The organism is Paenibacillus sp. J2R1T-4 (genome assembly GCF_059692235.1).
In genome coordinates, this window is sequence record NZ_JCAUBA010000001.1 from 188,765 (window position 1) to 205,854 (window position 17,090).

Annotated in this window: 19 protein-coding genes; 4 read left to right on the forward strand and 15 right to left on the reverse strand. The window is 45.2% G+C overall.

Annotated elements, in window-relative coordinates; translation table 11 throughout:
• Positions 1-30 precede the first annotated feature (30 nt).
• On the forward strand, positions 31-561 hold the full coding sequence (locus AC58QD_RS00925) for a pyridoxamine 5'-phosphate oxidase family protein (protein WP_497330034.1): 531 nt from the start codon (positions 31-33) through the stop codon (positions 559-561).
• A gap of 4 nt (positions 562-565) precedes the next feature.
• On the opposite strand, the gene AC58QD_RS00930 is transcribed toward AC58QD_RS00925, so the two are convergent.
• Genes AC58QD_RS00930 through AC58QD_RS00950 form a run of 5 tightly spaced genes read right to left on the reverse strand, consistent with a single transcriptional unit; the run spans position 566 to position 3,593 of the window.
• The gene (locus AC58QD_RS00930; RefSeq protein ID WP_497329051.1) at positions 566-1,393 is read right to left on the reverse strand and encodes a hypothetical protein; all 828 of its coding nucleotides are present in this window, start codon (positions 1,391-1,393) and stop codon (positions 566-568) included.
• 17 nt (positions 1,394-1,410) lie between these two features.
• Positions 1,411-1,788 carry an MmcQ/YjbR family DNA-binding protein gene (locus AC58QD_RS00935; RefSeq protein ID WP_497329053.1) on the reverse strand — a complete coding sequence of 126 codons (378 nt, stop codon included), beginning with the start codon at positions 1,786-1,788 and terminating at the stop codon, positions 1,411-1,413.
• Positions 1,789-1,812: 24 nt separating this feature from the next.
• Positions 1,813-2,322 carry a DUF1572 family protein gene (locus AC58QD_RS00940; RefSeq protein WP_497329055.1) on the reverse strand — a complete coding sequence of 170 codons (510 nt, stop codon included), beginning with the start codon at positions 2,320-2,322 and terminating at the stop codon, positions 1,813-1,815.
• 24 nt (positions 2,323-2,346) lie between these two features.
• Positions 2,347-2,796, reverse strand: a complete 450-nt coding sequence (locus AC58QD_RS00945; RefSeq protein ID WP_497329057.1) for a YdeI/OmpD-associated family protein — start codon at positions 2,794-2,796, stop codon at positions 2,347-2,349.
• 20 nt (positions 2,797-2,816) lie between these two features.
• Positions 2,817-3,593: an alpha/beta fold hydrolase gene (locus AC58QD_RS00950; protein ID WP_497329059.1), complete on the reverse strand. Its 777-nt coding sequence runs from the start codon at positions 3,591-3,593 to the stop codon at positions 2,817-2,819.
• A gap of 241 nt (positions 3,594-3,834) precedes the next feature.
• Between AC58QD_RS00950 and pepT the strand changes: the two genes are divergently transcribed.
• Positions 3,835-5,073 carry a peptidase T gene (pepT, locus tag AC58QD_RS00955; protein ID WP_497329061.1) on the forward strand — a complete coding sequence of 413 codons (1,239 nt, stop codon included), beginning with the start codon at positions 3,835-3,837 and terminating at the stop codon, positions 5,071-5,073.
• Positions 5,074-5,149: 76 nt separating this feature from the next.
• On the opposite strand, the gene AC58QD_RS00960 is transcribed toward pepT, so the two are convergent.
• Entirely contained in the window at positions 5,150-5,605 is a 456-nt protein-coding gene (locus AC58QD_RS00960) for an SgcJ/EcaC family oxidoreductase (protein WP_497329063.1), read from the reverse strand.
• 221 nt (positions 5,606-5,826) lie between these two features.
• Here AC58QD_RS00960 and AC58QD_RS00965 point away from each other — a divergent pair, with 221 nt between their 5' ends.
• Both AC58QD_RS00965 and AC58QD_RS00970 read left to right on the forward strand, forming a co-directional pair.
• A complete protein-coding gene (locus tag AC58QD_RS00965; protein WP_497329065.1) occupies positions 5,827-6,348 on the forward strand; it encodes a TraR/DksA C4-type zinc finger protein in 522 nt (173 codons plus the stop codon).
• A 71-nt stretch (positions 6,349-6,419) separates the two neighbouring features.
• A complete protein-coding gene (locus tag AC58QD_RS00970) occupies positions 6,420-7,079 on the forward strand; it encodes a type 1 glutamine amidotransferase domain-containing protein (RefSeq protein WP_497329067.1) in 660 nt (219 codons plus the stop codon).
• A gap of 86 nt (positions 7,080-7,165) precedes the next feature.
• Here the strand turns inward: AC58QD_RS00970 and AC58QD_RS00975 are convergent, their stop codons facing one another.
• The 9 genes from AC58QD_RS00975 to AC58QD_RS01015 all read right to left on the reverse strand — a co-directional run bounded on the left by AC58QD_RS00975 (position 7,166) and on the right by AC58QD_RS01015 (position 17,032).
• Positions 7,166-8,065, reverse strand: coding sequence for a foldase protein PrsA (locus AC58QD_RS00975; RefSeq protein WP_497329069.1), 900 nt, complete (start codon positions 8,063-8,065; stop codon positions 7,166-7,168).
• Positions 8,066-8,197: 132 nt separating this feature from the next.
• Positions 8,198-8,965, reverse strand: coding sequence for a hypothetical protein (locus tag AC58QD_RS00980; protein WP_497329071.1), 768 nt, complete (start codon positions 8,963-8,965; stop codon positions 8,198-8,200).
• 54 nt (positions 8,966-9,019) lie between these two features.
• Entirely contained in the window at positions 9,020-10,183 is a 1,164-nt protein-coding gene (gene dgoD / locus AC58QD_RS00985) for a galactonate dehydratase (RefSeq protein WP_497329073.1), read from the reverse strand.
• 46 nt (positions 10,184-10,229) lie between these two features.
• The gene (locus AC58QD_RS00990) at positions 10,230-11,624 is read right to left on the reverse strand and encodes a hypothetical protein (protein ID WP_497329075.1); all 1,395 of its coding nucleotides are present in this window, start codon (positions 11,622-11,624) and stop codon (positions 10,230-10,232) included.
• A gap of 42 nt (positions 11,625-11,666) precedes the next feature.
• Positions 11,667-12,638 carry an ABC transporter ATP-binding protein gene (locus AC58QD_RS00995; protein WP_497329077.1) on the reverse strand — a complete coding sequence of 324 codons (972 nt, stop codon included), beginning with the start codon at positions 12,636-12,638 and terminating at the stop codon, positions 11,667-11,669.
• A complete protein-coding gene (locus AC58QD_RS01000) occupies positions 12,601-13,623 on the reverse strand; it encodes an ABC transporter ATP-binding protein (protein ID WP_497329079.1) in 1,023 nt (340 codons plus the stop codon). The genes AC58QD_RS00995 and AC58QD_RS01000 overlap by 38 nt, the downstream gene beginning before the upstream one ends.
• 12 nt (positions 13,624-13,635) lie before the next feature.
• On the reverse strand, positions 13,636-14,457 hold the full coding sequence (locus AC58QD_RS01005) for an ABC transporter permease (protein WP_497329081.1): 822 nt from the start codon (positions 14,455-14,457) through the stop codon (positions 13,636-13,638).
• 17 nt (positions 14,458-14,474) lie between these two features.
• Positions 14,475-15,422 (reverse strand): ABC transporter permease, encoded by a 948-nt coding sequence (locus AC58QD_RS01010; RefSeq protein ID WP_497329083.1) that lies wholly within the window; start codon positions 15,420-15,422, stop codon positions 14,475-14,477.
• Positions 15,423-15,511: 89 nt separating this feature from the next.
• On the reverse strand, positions 15,512-17,032 hold the full coding sequence (locus AC58QD_RS01015; RefSeq protein WP_497329085.1) for an ABC transporter substrate-binding protein: 1,521 nt from the start codon (positions 17,030-17,032) through the stop codon (positions 15,512-15,514).
• Positions 17,033-17,090: the final 58 nt, after the last annotated feature.

Sequence of the window (17,090 nt, forward strand, 5' to 3'; positions counted from 1 at the left end):
AAGGTGTGCATGAGCATGTTTCCCGTCAGAATGCAAAAGAGAGAATGTACGGACCAATTGAAAATAGAATCCTTTTTGTTAAACGCAAAAACGGGGTTCTTAGGTCTTTCCGTGAATGATCTCCCTTATGTGGTTCCGCTGAACTTCACATGGTTGAGAGAGTCTGTTTACTTTCATGGCGCCTCGGAGGGACGAAAAGTGTCTTATATTCAGCAAAATCAGGAAGCTTGTTTCACCGTGAGCGAAGAATTCGGTACATTAACCAGCCCCATTCCTGCTCATACCGATACGTCATATATGAGCGTTATGATTTTCGGACTAGTTGAGTTCGTTACAGATTCGGATGAGGCTGCGGAAGCCATGCAAAGTATGTTGGATAAATATGTACCTGGATACTATGAGCAGCCATTGCCCAAAACCCATCTGGAAAAATACAAATCGTCATTGGGGAGTAAGACACTCGTATTTAAACTAATAATGAAATCCATTTCAGCTAAAGAAAATGAAAGAATCGAGAGTGGAATCTTCTATGCAGGTAAAACCGTACAAAACGACCTGTAGTCTTCTAGCAATGACTCACGTTAAAACGGTTACCGTCTGAATCATAGAAATGAAACAAAACTCTTCCCTTTTCCAAGAAACCGCCAATGTCTCCGCAGTCTACTCCACTGTCACTCAAGAATTGATGATAAGAAAAAAAAGCAGCTCTACTCTTAACCAGGGTGAGCGGACGAATCATACCGTCAATCTTGCCTTTATACGAATCCATCGGGAGCTGTTCCAGTATCCAGATGGATTTGTTCGTCTCTGAGTAGTTCTCTCGTAGATGTAAGACTAGGTAGCCGTCTTCCATATGATCTTCCAGAACATTCATTCCAACGAACTCACCGTACCACTGCCTCGCTTGACGTAAATCGCTGACACCAATCCGTGTTACGGAGGGCTTAAAGCCTTTAGTCGTAAGTGTGTCGTCCTCTTCTGCCGTGAGCCGTGCTCCTTCCGCTGTTGCCCAAAAATCAAAGTATTGTTTTCCGTCGGGACCGCGGTAAATGTCAGTCACCCGTATCCTGTTTTCATTGAACAAGGTATGCGCTGTTTGTAAGTTTTTCGTTCTCCAACACCAACGTATGTGGGGATCGACGCTGCCACGATCAGCATAATGAAATGGAAGCTTTTGCGATGTTAGCACGGAGTTCAGCCAAGTACCATAGCCAAGATGCGTCATTCTGCCTCTTATTACGCGCTGATCAGGCGACCATAGTTCTTTTCGCTTCACTTCCCACCCCATAAAAGTCTCATACCATGCGATAGCCTGATCATGGTTATCCCAAAGCACGTCAATCTCTCCACCATCATAATACAATTTCGGAACTGGATTCGTTGTCATTGTCATGGACATACACTCCTTTATTACTGAAGTAGTTTCAGAACACTTTTGGGTGCAGCGAGGACATAGGCTTCCTTGAGAAGCGGCTTGAGCTCTTCCCAGCTTTCTGGTTGATTCGCCCAAGTCGATACCCATCCATACTGTCCAAAATAGGGCGTCTTCCAATACTGCTCCTGCTGCACAAGAAATTGTTGAGCTTCGGGGCTTGCCTTAAAGCATAAAAAATAGCCGTGCTGTTCATCTCCAGCAATTCTTACAAACGACTTATTTTTAACACGAAACAATGTTGAATTGAACCCATCAATTATTATAGATACTTCGGGATACCCGCCAACAATCTGATTGACAGCATCTTTTAACTCATGCTCGCGTATGGACATTTGTACGTTCTCTTCACTCATTCTTGGTTCCTCCCAACTAGTAACTTACCATTTTAATTGCCCTATTCTCATTTTGGCTATATAAGAAATCTGACCTGTATGAAAGGGTAAATGATTCATCATCTGCATCATAATGTCGAGAACGGTGGATTGATTGTTCAAAGAACTATATGTAAGCGGTGCCATATTTATATAAGGTTGTGAAAGTAACACCTCGGGTTTCGACTTCATATCTTCCAGAACTTGTATGATTACATCGAAAGATTTAGTAATTAGCTGTATTGCTTCGTCTTTCGACATTAAGAGCTCTTTATCAAATTCTTTATCCCTGTCTCGTGTATCGGGTACGTCAAAAAACAGGATCTCAACACGTTGATGCACCGTTCCCCAAATATGAGCAACAAGATTGGCTATACTGTTGCTTTCAGCAGTAGGTCTCCACACAATATCAGCTTCCGAACATTGTTTGATTGTTAGAGGCATCCATTTTCTCTCTCCCCTGAATTTCCACAAGAAGCTATCTATCAATTTAATAGACGGATCCAACCTGTACACACACCTTTCTATTGCAAGATGAGTTCAGGAATCGCTCATTTTGATGACGATACCTGAGATGCGTCGATCGCGGGTTTCTTGCGTTTTGGCCTCCTCCACCTGCCGGACGAATTCTTTGCGCTTAGAGTAGGACAAAGCATCGAACGCCTCATTGGCGCCTGTCTGGGCTGATAGCGCGATCCGGAGGTCATCCGGAACCTCAACGGTTCGAGGCTCCAAATCCAGCTCGAGCGTGACCTCCACTTGTTCCCCAGCCCCCACACCCGACGCTTCTCTATGGGCTGCACTCAAGGGAAGGAGGAATTCTCCACTGTAAAAACTAACCGTACTGCGATAAGTGAACCCGTTCAAGCTAACTACGACACTATACTTCTTTTGATTACCAAGCGCGGCCATTGCCTCGGGTGGTACCGGAATGCCGGTAGCGTTTTTGGATTGTGATTTCATAATGGTGGTCATAAATGTAACTCTCATGTATAACTCCTCCTTACATGTTAACCGCTAGTGAAGCCACCCAGTTGGTGGGCATGTTTACTCAAAAATTGAAGGATGGCATCATTTACAAAGATCGGACTTTCTCTAAGCATGTGTGGTCTGTGACTTCCCCCCGGTACAACCAAATATTCTGATCCTGCAACAAGGGAAGTTAATAATTTCAGTCGTTCTTCATTAACGAATGGATCATGTTCTCCCGCGATAAACAATGCAGGACAACTGATGCTGCTAATCTGATGTTGGGTGAGCTGAGGGAAAAGCCGCCAATCAATGGCACTCTGACGCATAAATTGTTGCCAATTACCTCGATGTGCATCCTCATGTCTTTCTATCATTTGATTGATGATCTCCTGTTTCCCATGCTCAATAAGCCATTCCGGTTCAAACTCCTCAACACCGGTAGGATCATTGAAACCACTATGACCGATCGTAGTTATCGTAGCAACCTTGGTTGGATTATTAACAGCTACATATTTGGCTACACTCGCTCCTAGGCTATAACCAATAAAGTGAGCTCTGGATATTTCCATTCGATCCATAAACACCACAATGTCATCTGCCAGCTGCAAGGTATTCCATGTCAGACTCTCACATCTGGTTCTACCGTGGCCTCGAAAATCGGGATAATAACAGGTGTAGCTTCTCTGAAAATCAAGCAATTGACTTGCAAAAGCCAATATCCCTCTAGAATAACCACTATGCAAAAAGAGCACGGGATCACCCACACCCATCTTCTCATAAAACATTTCCAAATCCTTAATCTCTATGTATGGCATCTTAGCCTCCTTTCTACCAGAACAACTGTTCTTCTTTATTTTACTCCCAACATCTGGAGATGTCACTATCAAAATATGTAGTTAAGACCAGAAACTATGCGGCATTGCTCATATATTGAATTATTTGTATATTCGAAAGAAATCTGCCAATTCCTCTTTTGGGTATAAATCCTTTTCATGTCTTGAATTTGTCTCCGCTTGGATTTGTTTTATAATATAGCTAAAGGAGATGAATGCCAAGATGAAAAATGACCTTATCCAACGGTTAACTACATATGTCCAAGTTGATACACAGTCCGACGACAGCAGCAACACCTGTCCTACCACAATAGGACAGCTGACTCTCGCTCGAATGCTCGTGGACGAACTGCAGCGTATCGGCATGCAAGAAGTAACCATAGATGCTAATGGCTATGTAATGGCTACCCTGCCTGCCAATACGGACAAGCAAGTACCGACAATCGGATTCATGTCGCATCTGGATACTGCAACAGATTTCACGGGTGCTGGAGTGAAACCGCGAATCATTGAGAACTATGACAGTACGGACATTGTCTTGAACGAAAGCTTGCAGGTCGTGCTGTCTCCTCGGGACTTTCCTGAGCTTGCGCAGTATGCAGGCCACACCATAATGACAACAGACGGTACGACGTTACTTGGCGCCGACAACAAGGCAGGGATCGCCGAGATTATGACCGCAATGGATACGCTAATCCGTCACCCAGAGATCAAACACGGCAAGGTGCGGGTTGCCTTCACTCCAGATGAAGAGATAGGCCGCGGCCCTCATCGTTTCGATGTTGCTGCCTTTGACGCTTCTTACGCCTATACAATGGACGGAGGACCTCTCGGCGAGCTGCAATACGAAAGCTTCAATGCGGCCCGAGTGCTGATTACATGTCATGGCAAAATCGTTCATCCAGGTACCGCGAAGGGAAAAATGATTAACTCTGCTAAAATAGCGATGGAGATCAATCAGAGGTTGCCCGTTAAGGAGGCCCCAGAGCATACTGAAGGCTACGAGGGCTTTTATCACCTGATCTCCATGCAGGGAGATGTGGAAGAAACGAAGCTGCATTACCTCATTCGTGATTTCGATAAAGACAACTTCAACGCAAGAAAGGCTACACTAACGAGGATTGTAGAAGAGTTGAAGGCGATTTACGGTGAATCAAGGATCACGCTCGAGATCAAAGATCAGTATTACAATATGAGGGAGAAAATCGAACCCGTTCGTCATATTGTAGACATCGCTCACAAGGCGATGACAAACCTGGGTATTGAACCGATCGTTCGCCCAATAAGAGGCGGAACGGACGGCTCTCAACTATCGTATATGGGCTTGCCTACCCCGAACATATTCACCGGAGGCGAGAACTATCACGGCCGCTTCGAATACATCTCCATAGATAACATGGAGAAAGCCACGAACACAATACTGGAGATCATCCAACTGTTCGAACAAACAGCTGAACGTTGACCAATATGACGACGAGCATTCAAAAGTGCTCGCTTGTGAAGCCCCTTAGAATAGTCATTCTAGGGGGCAGTTTGTTCTAGGATTCATTCATCCACTCACGGAGCTCATCTGTCATTTCCTGGACCAAATGCGGACGACCGTGAAACTGAGCGGGTGTGTTCTGAAAGAGAATAATGCGCCATTTATCATCACGCTTCGCAGCCACAAGTGTATGGTGTGTATTAACCTCTGGACGGAGGTCAGATTGACCGGACGGCACCATGCCTGCAATTGCTCTTAATACCGCAACATCTGGAGCCAAAAAGCGTATTTCTTTTGGTTTTGCTACAAACGCTCCAGTTGGGTGATGTGCAAAGATGGGTTGAAGATGTAAGACGATCTCCATTTTCCCGCTAACCTGACTCCCATCAAAGCCTATGAGTTCACCATCTTCAGCAAAAGGTTCGCACATGGCTTCTGCATCACGGTTGTTCCAACCCTCTAATAGCTGTTTATAAATATCACGAACCTTGTTTTCTTCATTTGTATTCATTATTAAAATCTCCTTTTCAGCCGAGTTTGTATCCCTTCATTTAATTATTAACTATATTAACTAATTAAGCAACTCCACCCTTCCTGGTGAGCAATTTGAAGGAGAGCACGGAATAGTGCAGTACCCCATTGCTTCGATTGCCGACAAAAAGGGTAAGTATAAATTATACCTCTTTACTCAACTAATCTATTTTCTTCTATACAAGAAAGGACGTGTGATCCATGAGCCATGTAACTAAGAAACAAATTCGAATTTTGAAGGATATGCTCCTAGAGGAGAAAGGCGTATTGGACAACCACTTTAATAGAGATGCTGATGAAGATGATTCGCTGCTTGTCTCTACTGGCGAATTGTCCGCTGTAGATAATCATCCGGCCGATGTGGCTACAGAAGTATTCGAAAGGAGTCGGGATCAAGCAATCGATGAGAATTTGAAGCATCAGTTATATGAGGTCAATGATGCCTTGTCGCGGATCGATAGCGGTGATTACGGGGTGTGCCAAGAGTGCGGCAAGTCGATTCCGTATGAACGGCTGCAGGCCATTCCGTACACGGCCTATTGTATCGAGCATGTGCCGCATCAAACCGTCTCGGACTATCGTCCTGTCGAGGAAGAGATTATGGAGCCTGGCCGGGGAGCAACGAGCCCTAACAGCCTAACCGAGCAGAATCGTTTGGATGACAACGACGCTTGGAAATCAGTGGAGGACTATGGAAATTCAGATTCTCCCGTTCATAAGTGAAATATAGGAAGATTGTCTTCTCTCCTTGAAGGGTATATATGAAGTAGGAACCATTATAAGGAGTGATTGAGATGAAGGATCCGAAACTATTAATCGTCGTAACGAACGGTCATGTGATGGATAATGGAAAGCTTGCGGGGATATGGCTGTCTGAATTCGTTGAGCCTTATGAGGTTTTTATCGAAGCGGGATACGAAATTACGATCGCAAGTCCGGAGGGCGGAGTCTCTCAGGTTGATCCTAACAGCGTAGCCAATGGAATTCCCGAGAGTTGGAATGAATATAAGCACCTGTTGAATGATACCAAACCTTTATCCGATATAACAGCCGCAGACTATGCGGGGATATTCCTTCCTGGTGGACATGGAGCCATGTTCGATCTCCCGAATAATCTGCATCTTCAGAATCTGCTTACGGACTTCTCCAAAGCCAACAAACCGATTGGCGCGGTCTGTCACGGCCCCGCAGGATTGATTGGAGCGCGGCTTGATACAGGAAATCCATTAATTGAGGGTAAAAGAGTAACGGCATTCACGGATGCGGAAGAATCGGAGACCAAGCTTGAATCATTCATGCCTTTTCTTCTAGAGACCAAGATGAGAGAGCTGCAAGCAGAATTTATTGCAAGCCCAAATGGTCAGGATCATGTGGAAGTGGACGGCAATTTGGTCACCGGTCAAAATCCCCAATCCTCCAGGAGTGTGGCTGTAGCACTTGTATCTCTATTTTAAGTTATACAAAATGGAGTGAAATACAAAAATCAAGAGGGCTCATTGAGTCCTCTTGATTTTTTGTTTAGGGAAAGGCAGTCCCGTATCTACAGGAAGGTTTCAATCGTTGCTCCAGACATCTTCTCCTGCATCCAAGAGGAAGACAATGTCGACAACTGTTCGTTTATTAAAGTCTCGCGGATTTCTTCCTTCTTCTCATCTAAAGTAGGAGTTCTCGCCTCTTTACGTTCTGCAACTTTTACAATGTGGTACCCGTGCGTTGTTTGAACCAAGTCACTCAAGGTGTTGATTTGTAATGTAAAGGCTGCATTATCAAAGGCTTCCTCCATCACCCCTTTCGGGAAAAAACCAAGATCTCCCCCGCTCTCTTTGGACTGAGTGTCAAGCGACTTTTCCTTGGCGAGTTTTACGAAATCGCCTCCGTTTTTCAACTCCGCCAATATGGACTCCGCTTCCTCTTTTGTCTGTACTAATATATGGGAAGCTTTCACCTGTTCCGGCTCTTTCAATTTCTCAAGATTGGTGTCGTAATAAGTCTGGATGTCGGCATTTGCGATATTCACTTGGGGTTCAAGTAACTTGCGAAGCTTGATCTGAGGCTCCATATCCTTCTTCAGAGCGTCTAACGTCATCCCATACGATGCAATAGCTTGTAAGAACTCTTCCTCTGAGGGGAAGTTTGCCTTTATGGTGCTCATTTCCTTCTCTAAGTCTGCGTCGGTGATGACAATCCCCCCCTTATCAGCCTCCTGACGAATCAGTTCCATAGTAATCAAATTTTGCAGCGCTGACTGTTCGCTGTCGCTTAATAGCAATGCTTGATATAGCCGTTCCTTTTCGATCGTAACCCCGTTAACTTTCGCCACAGCCACTTCCGTATCCCCCTTTGTAAAGGGAGGATATAAGATCACATACACAATAAATCCTACCAATAATACCATGGAAACAATCATCCACTTGCGATTCGACCCGATTGCCGTTCTCATACTCGTTATGGATCCTTTCTGTTTGAGGGATGATTGTATTATCGTCTATTAATCTGAAACTAAGATGATTTTAAGCTTAAAATTAGCTGAAAATGCAGAAAAAAAGACCCCATATACCAGGCGTCCCAAGTGTCAATAATTAAGTTCATGTCTCTTATGTTTATTAAAAATATGCCTACTGGATAGTAGTTTAAAGGTACCAAAACATAGGAGGAATAACACCCAACCTAACAGAAGCGAGTAGCCAAGTCCTAAATAGGGGTAAAGCAGATGAGTCGCGGCGACCATGGGAGTCATTGTCATCATAACAATAGTATTTTGTCTGCCCATCGTCCACAAGCTTTTGCGTGCTTCGTACGCGACGAACACTCCAACCATCGGGAAAAATGTAATGGCTCCGCCAAGCTGCTGCTTGAATAGGACGAGAAAGAAAACCAGCCCCACTGTCAAAAGAAATTTGGCCCAGATCGCCAGTGGGGTTCGATCGCCAGGTTCTAACTTTGAGGGTAACAATCGAAACAGCACAACAGCTAATATAAAAACGATGATCACACAAGACCAGAACAAACCTTCGCGGACCGGGACGATTAGAGCGGTCAACCACCCAAGCAGACAGTATCCTGTAGCGGCACAGATTATGGATATGAGAATGGGAACACGCATTTGATTATAAAGAATTCTTACAGCTTGCATAAATAAGAACATGAAGACCATTGAAATTACATTGACTACATGAACCTGCTCTCCTAAGGATAATGTTGCAAATGTAAATGGGAATGGCAGACTTAGCATCAGGGCTTTCCATTTCGGATCATATAGATAGGCGACCGCCAATACTTGCAATGAAACGGCCGCCACCAGGATAAGGTCCCATTTATGTAATCCATCGATTAGCTCCAAGTTTATTGATCCCATCCTCAATGTGATCTGTAGATCTATCTAATCAACTTCAGTCTACCAGTCAGCAACAGAGCCATCCTCGTGCCAATATCGGACAAGCAGTTCCTGTTGGAACGGGTATTTGGCTGCCTCGCGTTCATTGACCTCTACTCCAAGCCCTGGGCGTTCGCTTGGAACAACGTACCCGTTCTGAACGAGGACAGGATCGTTCACCACATCATTGCGCCACGGCACATCATTGCGGATCGACTCTTGGATCAGCCAGTTGGGTGTGCATGTTGCGAACTGGATCGATGCGGCTGTTGCAATAGGGCCTAAGGGATTATGGGGAGCCACGCCAACGTAATAGGTTTCGGCCATCGCTGCTATTTTACGAGCCTCCCAAAGTCCGCCACAGTGACACAGATCCGGCTGAATTACAGCGCATGCGCCTTTTTCCAAAAGCTCCCGAAACTGATAGCGGGACACTAATCTTTCTCCAGTTGCAATCGGCGTATCTACGGCATTTGCTACTTTTACCATTCCTAGAACATTCTCAGGTAAACAAGGCTCTTCAATAAAAAATGGTCGGTATGGGGCTAATGCCTTTGCATACTGGATGGCCATGTCTGGTGTAGTGCGCCCATGAAAATCGACCATAATATCTATATCATCCCCCACCGCCTGTCGGATCGCTTCCATCAGAGAAGCAGCGTGCTTTAATACTCGCAGACCCTCCAGTGGTTCCGTTCGCGGAACGACTAATACTTTCAATGCGGTGTATCCCTCATCTACAGACTGTCTGGCTTTTTCGGCCATGACCCGAGCATCATCAAGTGATTGGTACAGGCTATCCATATCTCCGCCGCCCAAATGGTCGTACATTCGAATTTTATTTCTTACCTTTCCGCCTAACAGTTTATACACCGGGAGTCCAAGCGATTTCCCGTATATATCCCAGCAAGCCATCTCTATCCCGCTCAAAGCACTCATCCCTTCGACACCGGATCGAAAAAATGGCTGACGTGTCATGACTTGATAAAGATGTTCAATATTGGTAGGGTCTAACCCTATGATAAAAGGTTTGAAATCTTCGATACAGCCTGCCACCGCACGCGTCTTCCATTCTAAGGAGGCTTCTCCCCATCCGATAATCCCTTCATTCGTCTCCACTTTGATAAAAACCCAATTGCGCATTTTAGCGTTTACTATAACCGCCTTGATATCCGTAATAATCATGATCGGCCTCCCTTCTACCTCCGCCAGAAATTGACGGGTAGCCCATTTATAAAGCTTTCAGTTCATTTAGAAGCCTTAAGGCTGATTGGACCGTAACTTGGGCCGCTTCGGGAGCAAATGGGCTATTCTCAATTTCAAATGGCGGTTGAGGCAAGTACATTTGAGGGGAACCGATATAGATTGGATCTCCCCCTAGATAAGCAGCGAATAACGTTTGGGGAAAGGGTGAAGATTGTTTTACTTCGATACCGATCTCACAATAAGGCTCACCCCACATGGCTAATACTGCAATATCTCCTATTGCAATCGCGTGCATCTCGACTTCTCTGTGGGTCAATTCCTTATACTGATTTTTGCGATCGATTCGCAATTTTTCACGCTCAATCTTTTGATGAAGCAGCGCTAATATATCGTCCGGTTGTCCATTATCCAGTTGCTTCTGATATTCAGCTTGCCAGTTAGCAAGACGTTCGTCTGCTTTTTCATATAGATCTGGAAGAGGATTACGGATAGGTAAGGAAACAGGACGGCTAACCACTCGGATCGCAACTGGAGCCTGATCAATCGGCTCATCGACATATTGAGTTAATGGAGCGCCTGATTCGATAATAGAATCCAATTTTTTACGCGTCGGGCTAGTGCTTATGGATAGAAATACCTTGGCTGCCTCAAGGCCGAGTATGGTGCCCAGTTTCTCTGCTACAGAAGCTTCGCCAACGAACCCTTCGATCGGACCCATGTCACCGGAAGCTCCTTGCAAAAAGAAGCAAATGGCACCTGTAACTTGCTCCACGATTCGCTTCGCGCTTCCAGGATAATCGGGACTGATTAATTTATTAGCTGGTCCCAGTACCGTCGGATGGCAGGCATAATTGAGGATGCATACGAATGGACTGCCATCGGTGCGATCAAGACGGATCACGCCTACTTCTTGGTCACTGGAGCCTAACGGGTTGGGACCTGCAACAATTCTTCCGCTCTCCAATGGAAGATCGCGATTAATCCCAATTTCCGAATGCCCCTTCCCGGCCGCTATCCGTATTGGGGTCCTATTCAGCATGGCATGTCTTGCTGCGCCTGCAGCCAGACCGGGCAGGGACTGAATATAGCTCTGAACGCGTTCTACCCCTTCTCCATTGTAGAATTCTTGCGTAATCGGCCCCGCATGATTATGCGTGCAGAAAGGGAACACTTGGCGGCGGCTAATCCCTGCAGCTTGTGCAACAGCATTCCGAACTGCGTCTGTTTGCGCATCCGAAAGCATTACAAGATCGAAATCGAGCATCAAGATTTGTTCATTACCATCTGTTAAAGCAAGTGCCGTTACCCATAAATCCTGGTGTAACCCATCCGGCAATATATGCTTTTGAGCTACCCATAATCCATTTGGAATATCTAATGGCGGAGTAATACAAGCTCTTCCAATCCCTGCTTGCAACATGGACTTCATCTCCTCAACGTTTAAAGTAAGTTAACTAGATTATTAATCCACCAAGTGACAGGCAACAGCACGCCCATCCGAGCTTGGTTTAAGCTCAGGCTCTTCAGAGAGACAGCGTGCTTCTGCAAACGGACATCGTGTATGGAATCTGCAGCCGGTCGGAGGTGATAAGGGTGAAGGAATTTCTCCTACCAGATGAATGCTCTCCTGGCGATATGATGGATCTGGAACCGGTATCGCTGATATTAGAGCCTGGGTATAAGGATGTAGGGGACGTTCGAACACAGCCTCGCAATCACCAATTTCGACTACTTTCCCTAAATACATCACAGCAATCCGATCACTAATATGTCTTATGACATCAAGTCCATGCGCAATGAATATATAAGTCAGACCGAATTGGTCCTGCAAATCCTTCAGCAAGTTGAGAATCTGTGCTTGAACAGACACATCCAGAGCAGATACAGGTTCATCGCATATTATTAATTTCGGATTTAGAACGAGTGCTCTTGCGATACCGATCCGCTGCCGCTGCCCTCCGCTGAACTGGTGTGGATAACGTTCCGCATACTCCTTACTCAGACCGACCACTTCCAGCACTTCCGTTACACGATTCAATCGTTCTTGCTTGGTGCCGATTCGATGAATATCCAATGGCTCAGAAATAATCTGCCGCACTTTTTTACGCGGATTTAGGGAAGAGAACGGATCCTGAAAAATGATTTGCATATGTTGTCGCAGCTCACGGAGCTTCTTGGCTTTTATATTATTCATACGCTCGCCTTCGAATTCGATTATTCCGTCAGTAGGTTCTAACAGTCGAAGCAGGACTCGGGCCAATGTTGATTTCCCACACCCGCTCTCTCCAACAACGCCAAGAACTTCCTTGCGATAGACCGTGAGATTGATTCCATCAAGTGCGTGGACTTTTTGTTTGCTTTTTTGCAGAAAGCTGCTGCCCCTAACCGGAAAATGCTTAGTCAAGTTTTCCGTCTTCAATAGAATGTCTTTCATCAGCCTCACCTCCCGGCGATAAATCATATAAGAAGCAGGCAACCTGATGAGCGGGATTGACTTTTACTAATGCCGGCTCGCTGAGCCTGCATCGCTCATGGACATGCATGCATCGTGAGGCGAAACGGCAACCCTGCATCTTATCACGCGGATTAGGAACGGTGCCTGGAATATTGTAAAGTCTTTGCTTCAAGTTAGACTTGCTCGGAATCGCTTTCCATAATCCTTGCGTATAGGGATGAAGCGGCTTTTGATACAAATCATGGATATTGGCCGACTCCACAATCCGACCTCCGTACATGACAATAATCCGATCAGCCACCTTGGATAATACCCCAAGGTCATGAGTAATGAATATCATCGACATCTCGTTTTTTTGTCGGATCTCAATCAATAAGTCCAGGATCTGTGATTGAATCGTTACATCCAGAGCAGTAGTAGGCTCATCAGCGATTAGAAGTCTTGGATTACAGGCTAGTGCTATGGCAATCATCGCCCTTTGTCGCATCCCGCCCGACAATTGATGAGGGTACTCCTTCATTCTCGTTTCTGGAGATGGGATTTTAACTAACTTCAATAGTCGGATGATATGTTGATCAAGCTCATTTTTGGGAATATCCATATGAGCTCTCAGGGACTCCCCTATCTGATTACCGATCGTAAAAACGGGGTTTAGCGAAGTCATCGGTTCCTGGAATATCATGGCTATTTTCTTGCCCCGGTAATGATTCACTTCTTTTTTACTTAATGGGATTAAATTTGTTCCTTCGAAATGAATGGCACCTCCGAAAACCTTGAGAGGCTCGGAAAGCAGGCCTAAAATAGATAGGGAGGTCAGACTTTTGCCGCAACCGCTTTCCCCTACGATACCGAGTGTCTCTCCCTGCTTGACATGGAAACCTATATTTTTCAAAATTTCAATCCGCTCACGGTTGTCCATATAACCAACACATAAATCGTTGACTTCAATTAGAGTATCGCTCATTATTTCTACCACCTAACGTTTCTTTACTGTTCTAGGATCGAATAAATCGCGTAAACTGTCTCCTAGCAGATTCAAGCATAGAACGGTCAAGAAAACTGCGAAGCCAGCTAATATTGAATACTGAGGGGCTTGCGTAAGATAACCACGCCCTGAATTGAGCATAGATCCCCAAGACGGGGTAGGAGGCTGAACTCCAAGACCTATAAAGCTAAGGGCCGCTTCTATTAGCACGGCTCCTGCGAAAGTCAAACTGAATTGCACGAGTATTGGAGACAAGGAGTTCGGCAATATTTCGCGAAGCATGATACGAAGATCACCGGCCCCCATCGAACGCGAAGCCTCAACAAATTCTTTGGTCTTGATGCTCATCACATTCACTCTCGTGATTCTGGCGAAGATCGGTGCGGATACGATCCCTATTGCCAGCATGGCATTGTATATATCTGGACCAAGAACAACCATTACGGCCAATGCCAGAATGATGGAAGGAAACGCTAATAAGCCATCCAGGAAACGACTAATGAGTGTATCGATTCTCCCGCCGTAATACCCGCTAATTAATCCAAGACTAATCCCAACTGCCATTGCAATTGTAGTAGAGATTACCCCTACTATCAGGGATACTCTCCCTGCGTAGATCAAGCGAGTAAAGATGTCTCTGCCAATTTCATCCGTACCCAAGAGATAAGTCGCCGAAGGCTTCAACAGAGGAGCGTCCACAATTTTCTCATAGCTGTAAGGAGTCAGGAAAGGAGCCATTAATGCGAGAACGAGTATGATCAGGAAAGTAGCTATACTAAGGACAGCAGCGGGATCCTTTAATATTCTCTTCATAGCGAGTCCTCTCTTAACTAAACTTGACGTTTAATTCTAGGATCTAATACAGCATTAATCAGATCACCGATCAGGTTGATAATGACGATAATCAACGCTGAGACTAACACGGCTGCTTGAACGACATCATAATCCCGGAACAGGATGGATTGGATCATTAGCCAACCGATACCCGGCCAAGCAAATATTTGTTCGGTAACGACCATCCCGCTTAACAGCAGGCTGAAATTTAGAGCGATTACGGTAATCAAACTGGGTACAGCATTCCGGCCAACATGCTTAGCAATGACCAGTCGCTCGGAAATGCCTTTAGATCGGGCTGTACGAATATAGTCTTGCTCGATCACTTCGAGCATTCCCGAACGCAGATAGCGGAATATAACGGCAGCATTAATGACGCCAACCGTGCATACAGGCAGAACCAGACATTTGATATGTAACCAAGGATCTTCTGACCATGAAACGTATCCGCCAGCCGGTAGCCAATTAAACCAATAGGCAAATAGAAGCATGAATAGTATCGCTAGCCAGTAGGCCGGTATGCTGAATCCGAATAGTGAAACGGCCCTTAATATTCGGTCGAGAGCAGAATATTTGTAAATGGAAGCAATAATCCCAGCGGGTATGGCTAACACAATGGACAACAGCATCCCCAAGAATGCGAGCTCAAACGTATTTGGAAGCTTTTGCATGAGCAGGGAAACTGCACTCTTCCCATCCAAAGATGATTTGCCGAGATCTCCGATGCTCACTTGCCCGATCCATATGAAATATTGGACAATAATGGGTTTATCCAGCCCCATTTCCATCTTCAATGCGGCAATGGACTCATCGGTCGCTTCTAAGCCTAATCTCATCTGCGCAGCGTCACCAGGCAGCAATCGGAATGTGAAAAAAACGATTAAAGATACAAAGAACAACACGGACAAGATCTCTATGAGCTTCCTAGTAATCAGTTGGAGCATAAAAACCTTCCTTTCTGCAAAAGAGGTGTAATGAATAGTTGCATCCCCTACACCTCTGTTTCAACCTATACGGACATCATCCAATCCCTTTACTTTTTGGAAACAGGCTCGAAGTTCAGCTTTCCTTGCGGATTGGCTATGAAGCCCTCTACTTTCTTCGATAATCCCGGTGTGCTTACTAGTCCGCCGATGATGATCGCAGGGGTTGCTTCTTGCACTTCCTTCTGTAGCTCCATTAATGCTTTCTTATAATCGGCAGGAGGCAGAGATTGTGCTGCTAGCAGCTTATCCAACCATTGTTTGTTCTCCCATTGAATCGCTGAGCCATTTTGCTTCCCATAAGCATGGTTCAACATGTCGACAGGATTCGGTTTGGGCACGATACCTGTGGAGGCAATATCAAACTCTTTCTTAGTCGTAACCTTATCGACCCATTGAGCAACTTCCATTTCCTTGGAGGTAACATTTATCCCAATTTCCTTCATCGATTGCTCCACAATTTGGGCAATGATCGAATACATCGAATCGGCTTTGATATATACAAATTCCAACGCCTTCCCGTCATATCCGCTTTGTTTCAATAAATCTTTGGCTTTATTAATATCTTTTGTGTATTTCACATTATCTTTGTTATAGAACTCATGTCCTTCCGGTATCGCAGTGGTACGACTTGTAAAGTTTCCGAATAACGCTTTCTCAATCTTTTCCCGATCAATCGCGTAGTTGATGGCTTGACGGAATTTGACGTTATTCATGGGTGCCTTTGAATTATTTAACAGCATAAAATGATCGCCGATCGCTGCGGCTAAAGGCAGTGGTGCCACAGTAAGATTAGCGTTTGCCTTGATTTGTTCCAGCTTGTTCGTAGGTACGGAATCCACAAAGTCTACCTGTCCGTTCATGAACTGGAGCATCTTCACTTCACCGTCTGGAACAGTGACGAAATCGATGCCGTCCAGCTTAGGCAGTCCTTTTTTCCAGTATGCGTCATTTTTCTTCAAGACGACTTTAACATTACGCTCCCAGCTTACGAATTTATAAGGACCTGTTCCGATCGGGTTTGTCTTGAGGTCAACACTCGGATCGTTAGGCGTAACATAGACTTCGATAAAGGAGTCGAGCAGCAAGCTATTCGCTTCGCTTAAGGTAACCGTCACTTGAGTCTCATTATTTACTTTGATTTCCTTGATCGATTTAAGCAGGCTATTCGTTCTGGGAGCATCCGCTGCCATAGCTTTTTCAATGGAAGCTTTAACATCGTCACCTGTCAACTTCTTGCCATTATGGAAGACGACCCCTTCTTGGAGATTCAACGTATAAGTCAACCCGTTGGCGCTAACATCCGCTTTCTTAATAATCCCTGGCAATACTTCAAAGGTTTTGGGATCGTACTCCATCAAGCTGTTGAAGATTTGCAAAAAGACATGCCGATCTGAGGCTTGAGCCCATGTGTACGGATTGAAAGCTGTAGGTTCCGCTGCTAGAGCCACCTTCAAAGTCCCTCCGGAATTGCCGGACGTTGAACTGGAGCCGTTACTCGAACAACCCGCAATGACCCCGATAATCAGAACCAAGCCCAATAAAATTCCAATCATTCTTCGATATACCATCGGAATACCTCCCTTGATTAATGCGTTCATTGTCCCCTTGGAAAACGCTTGTGATGAA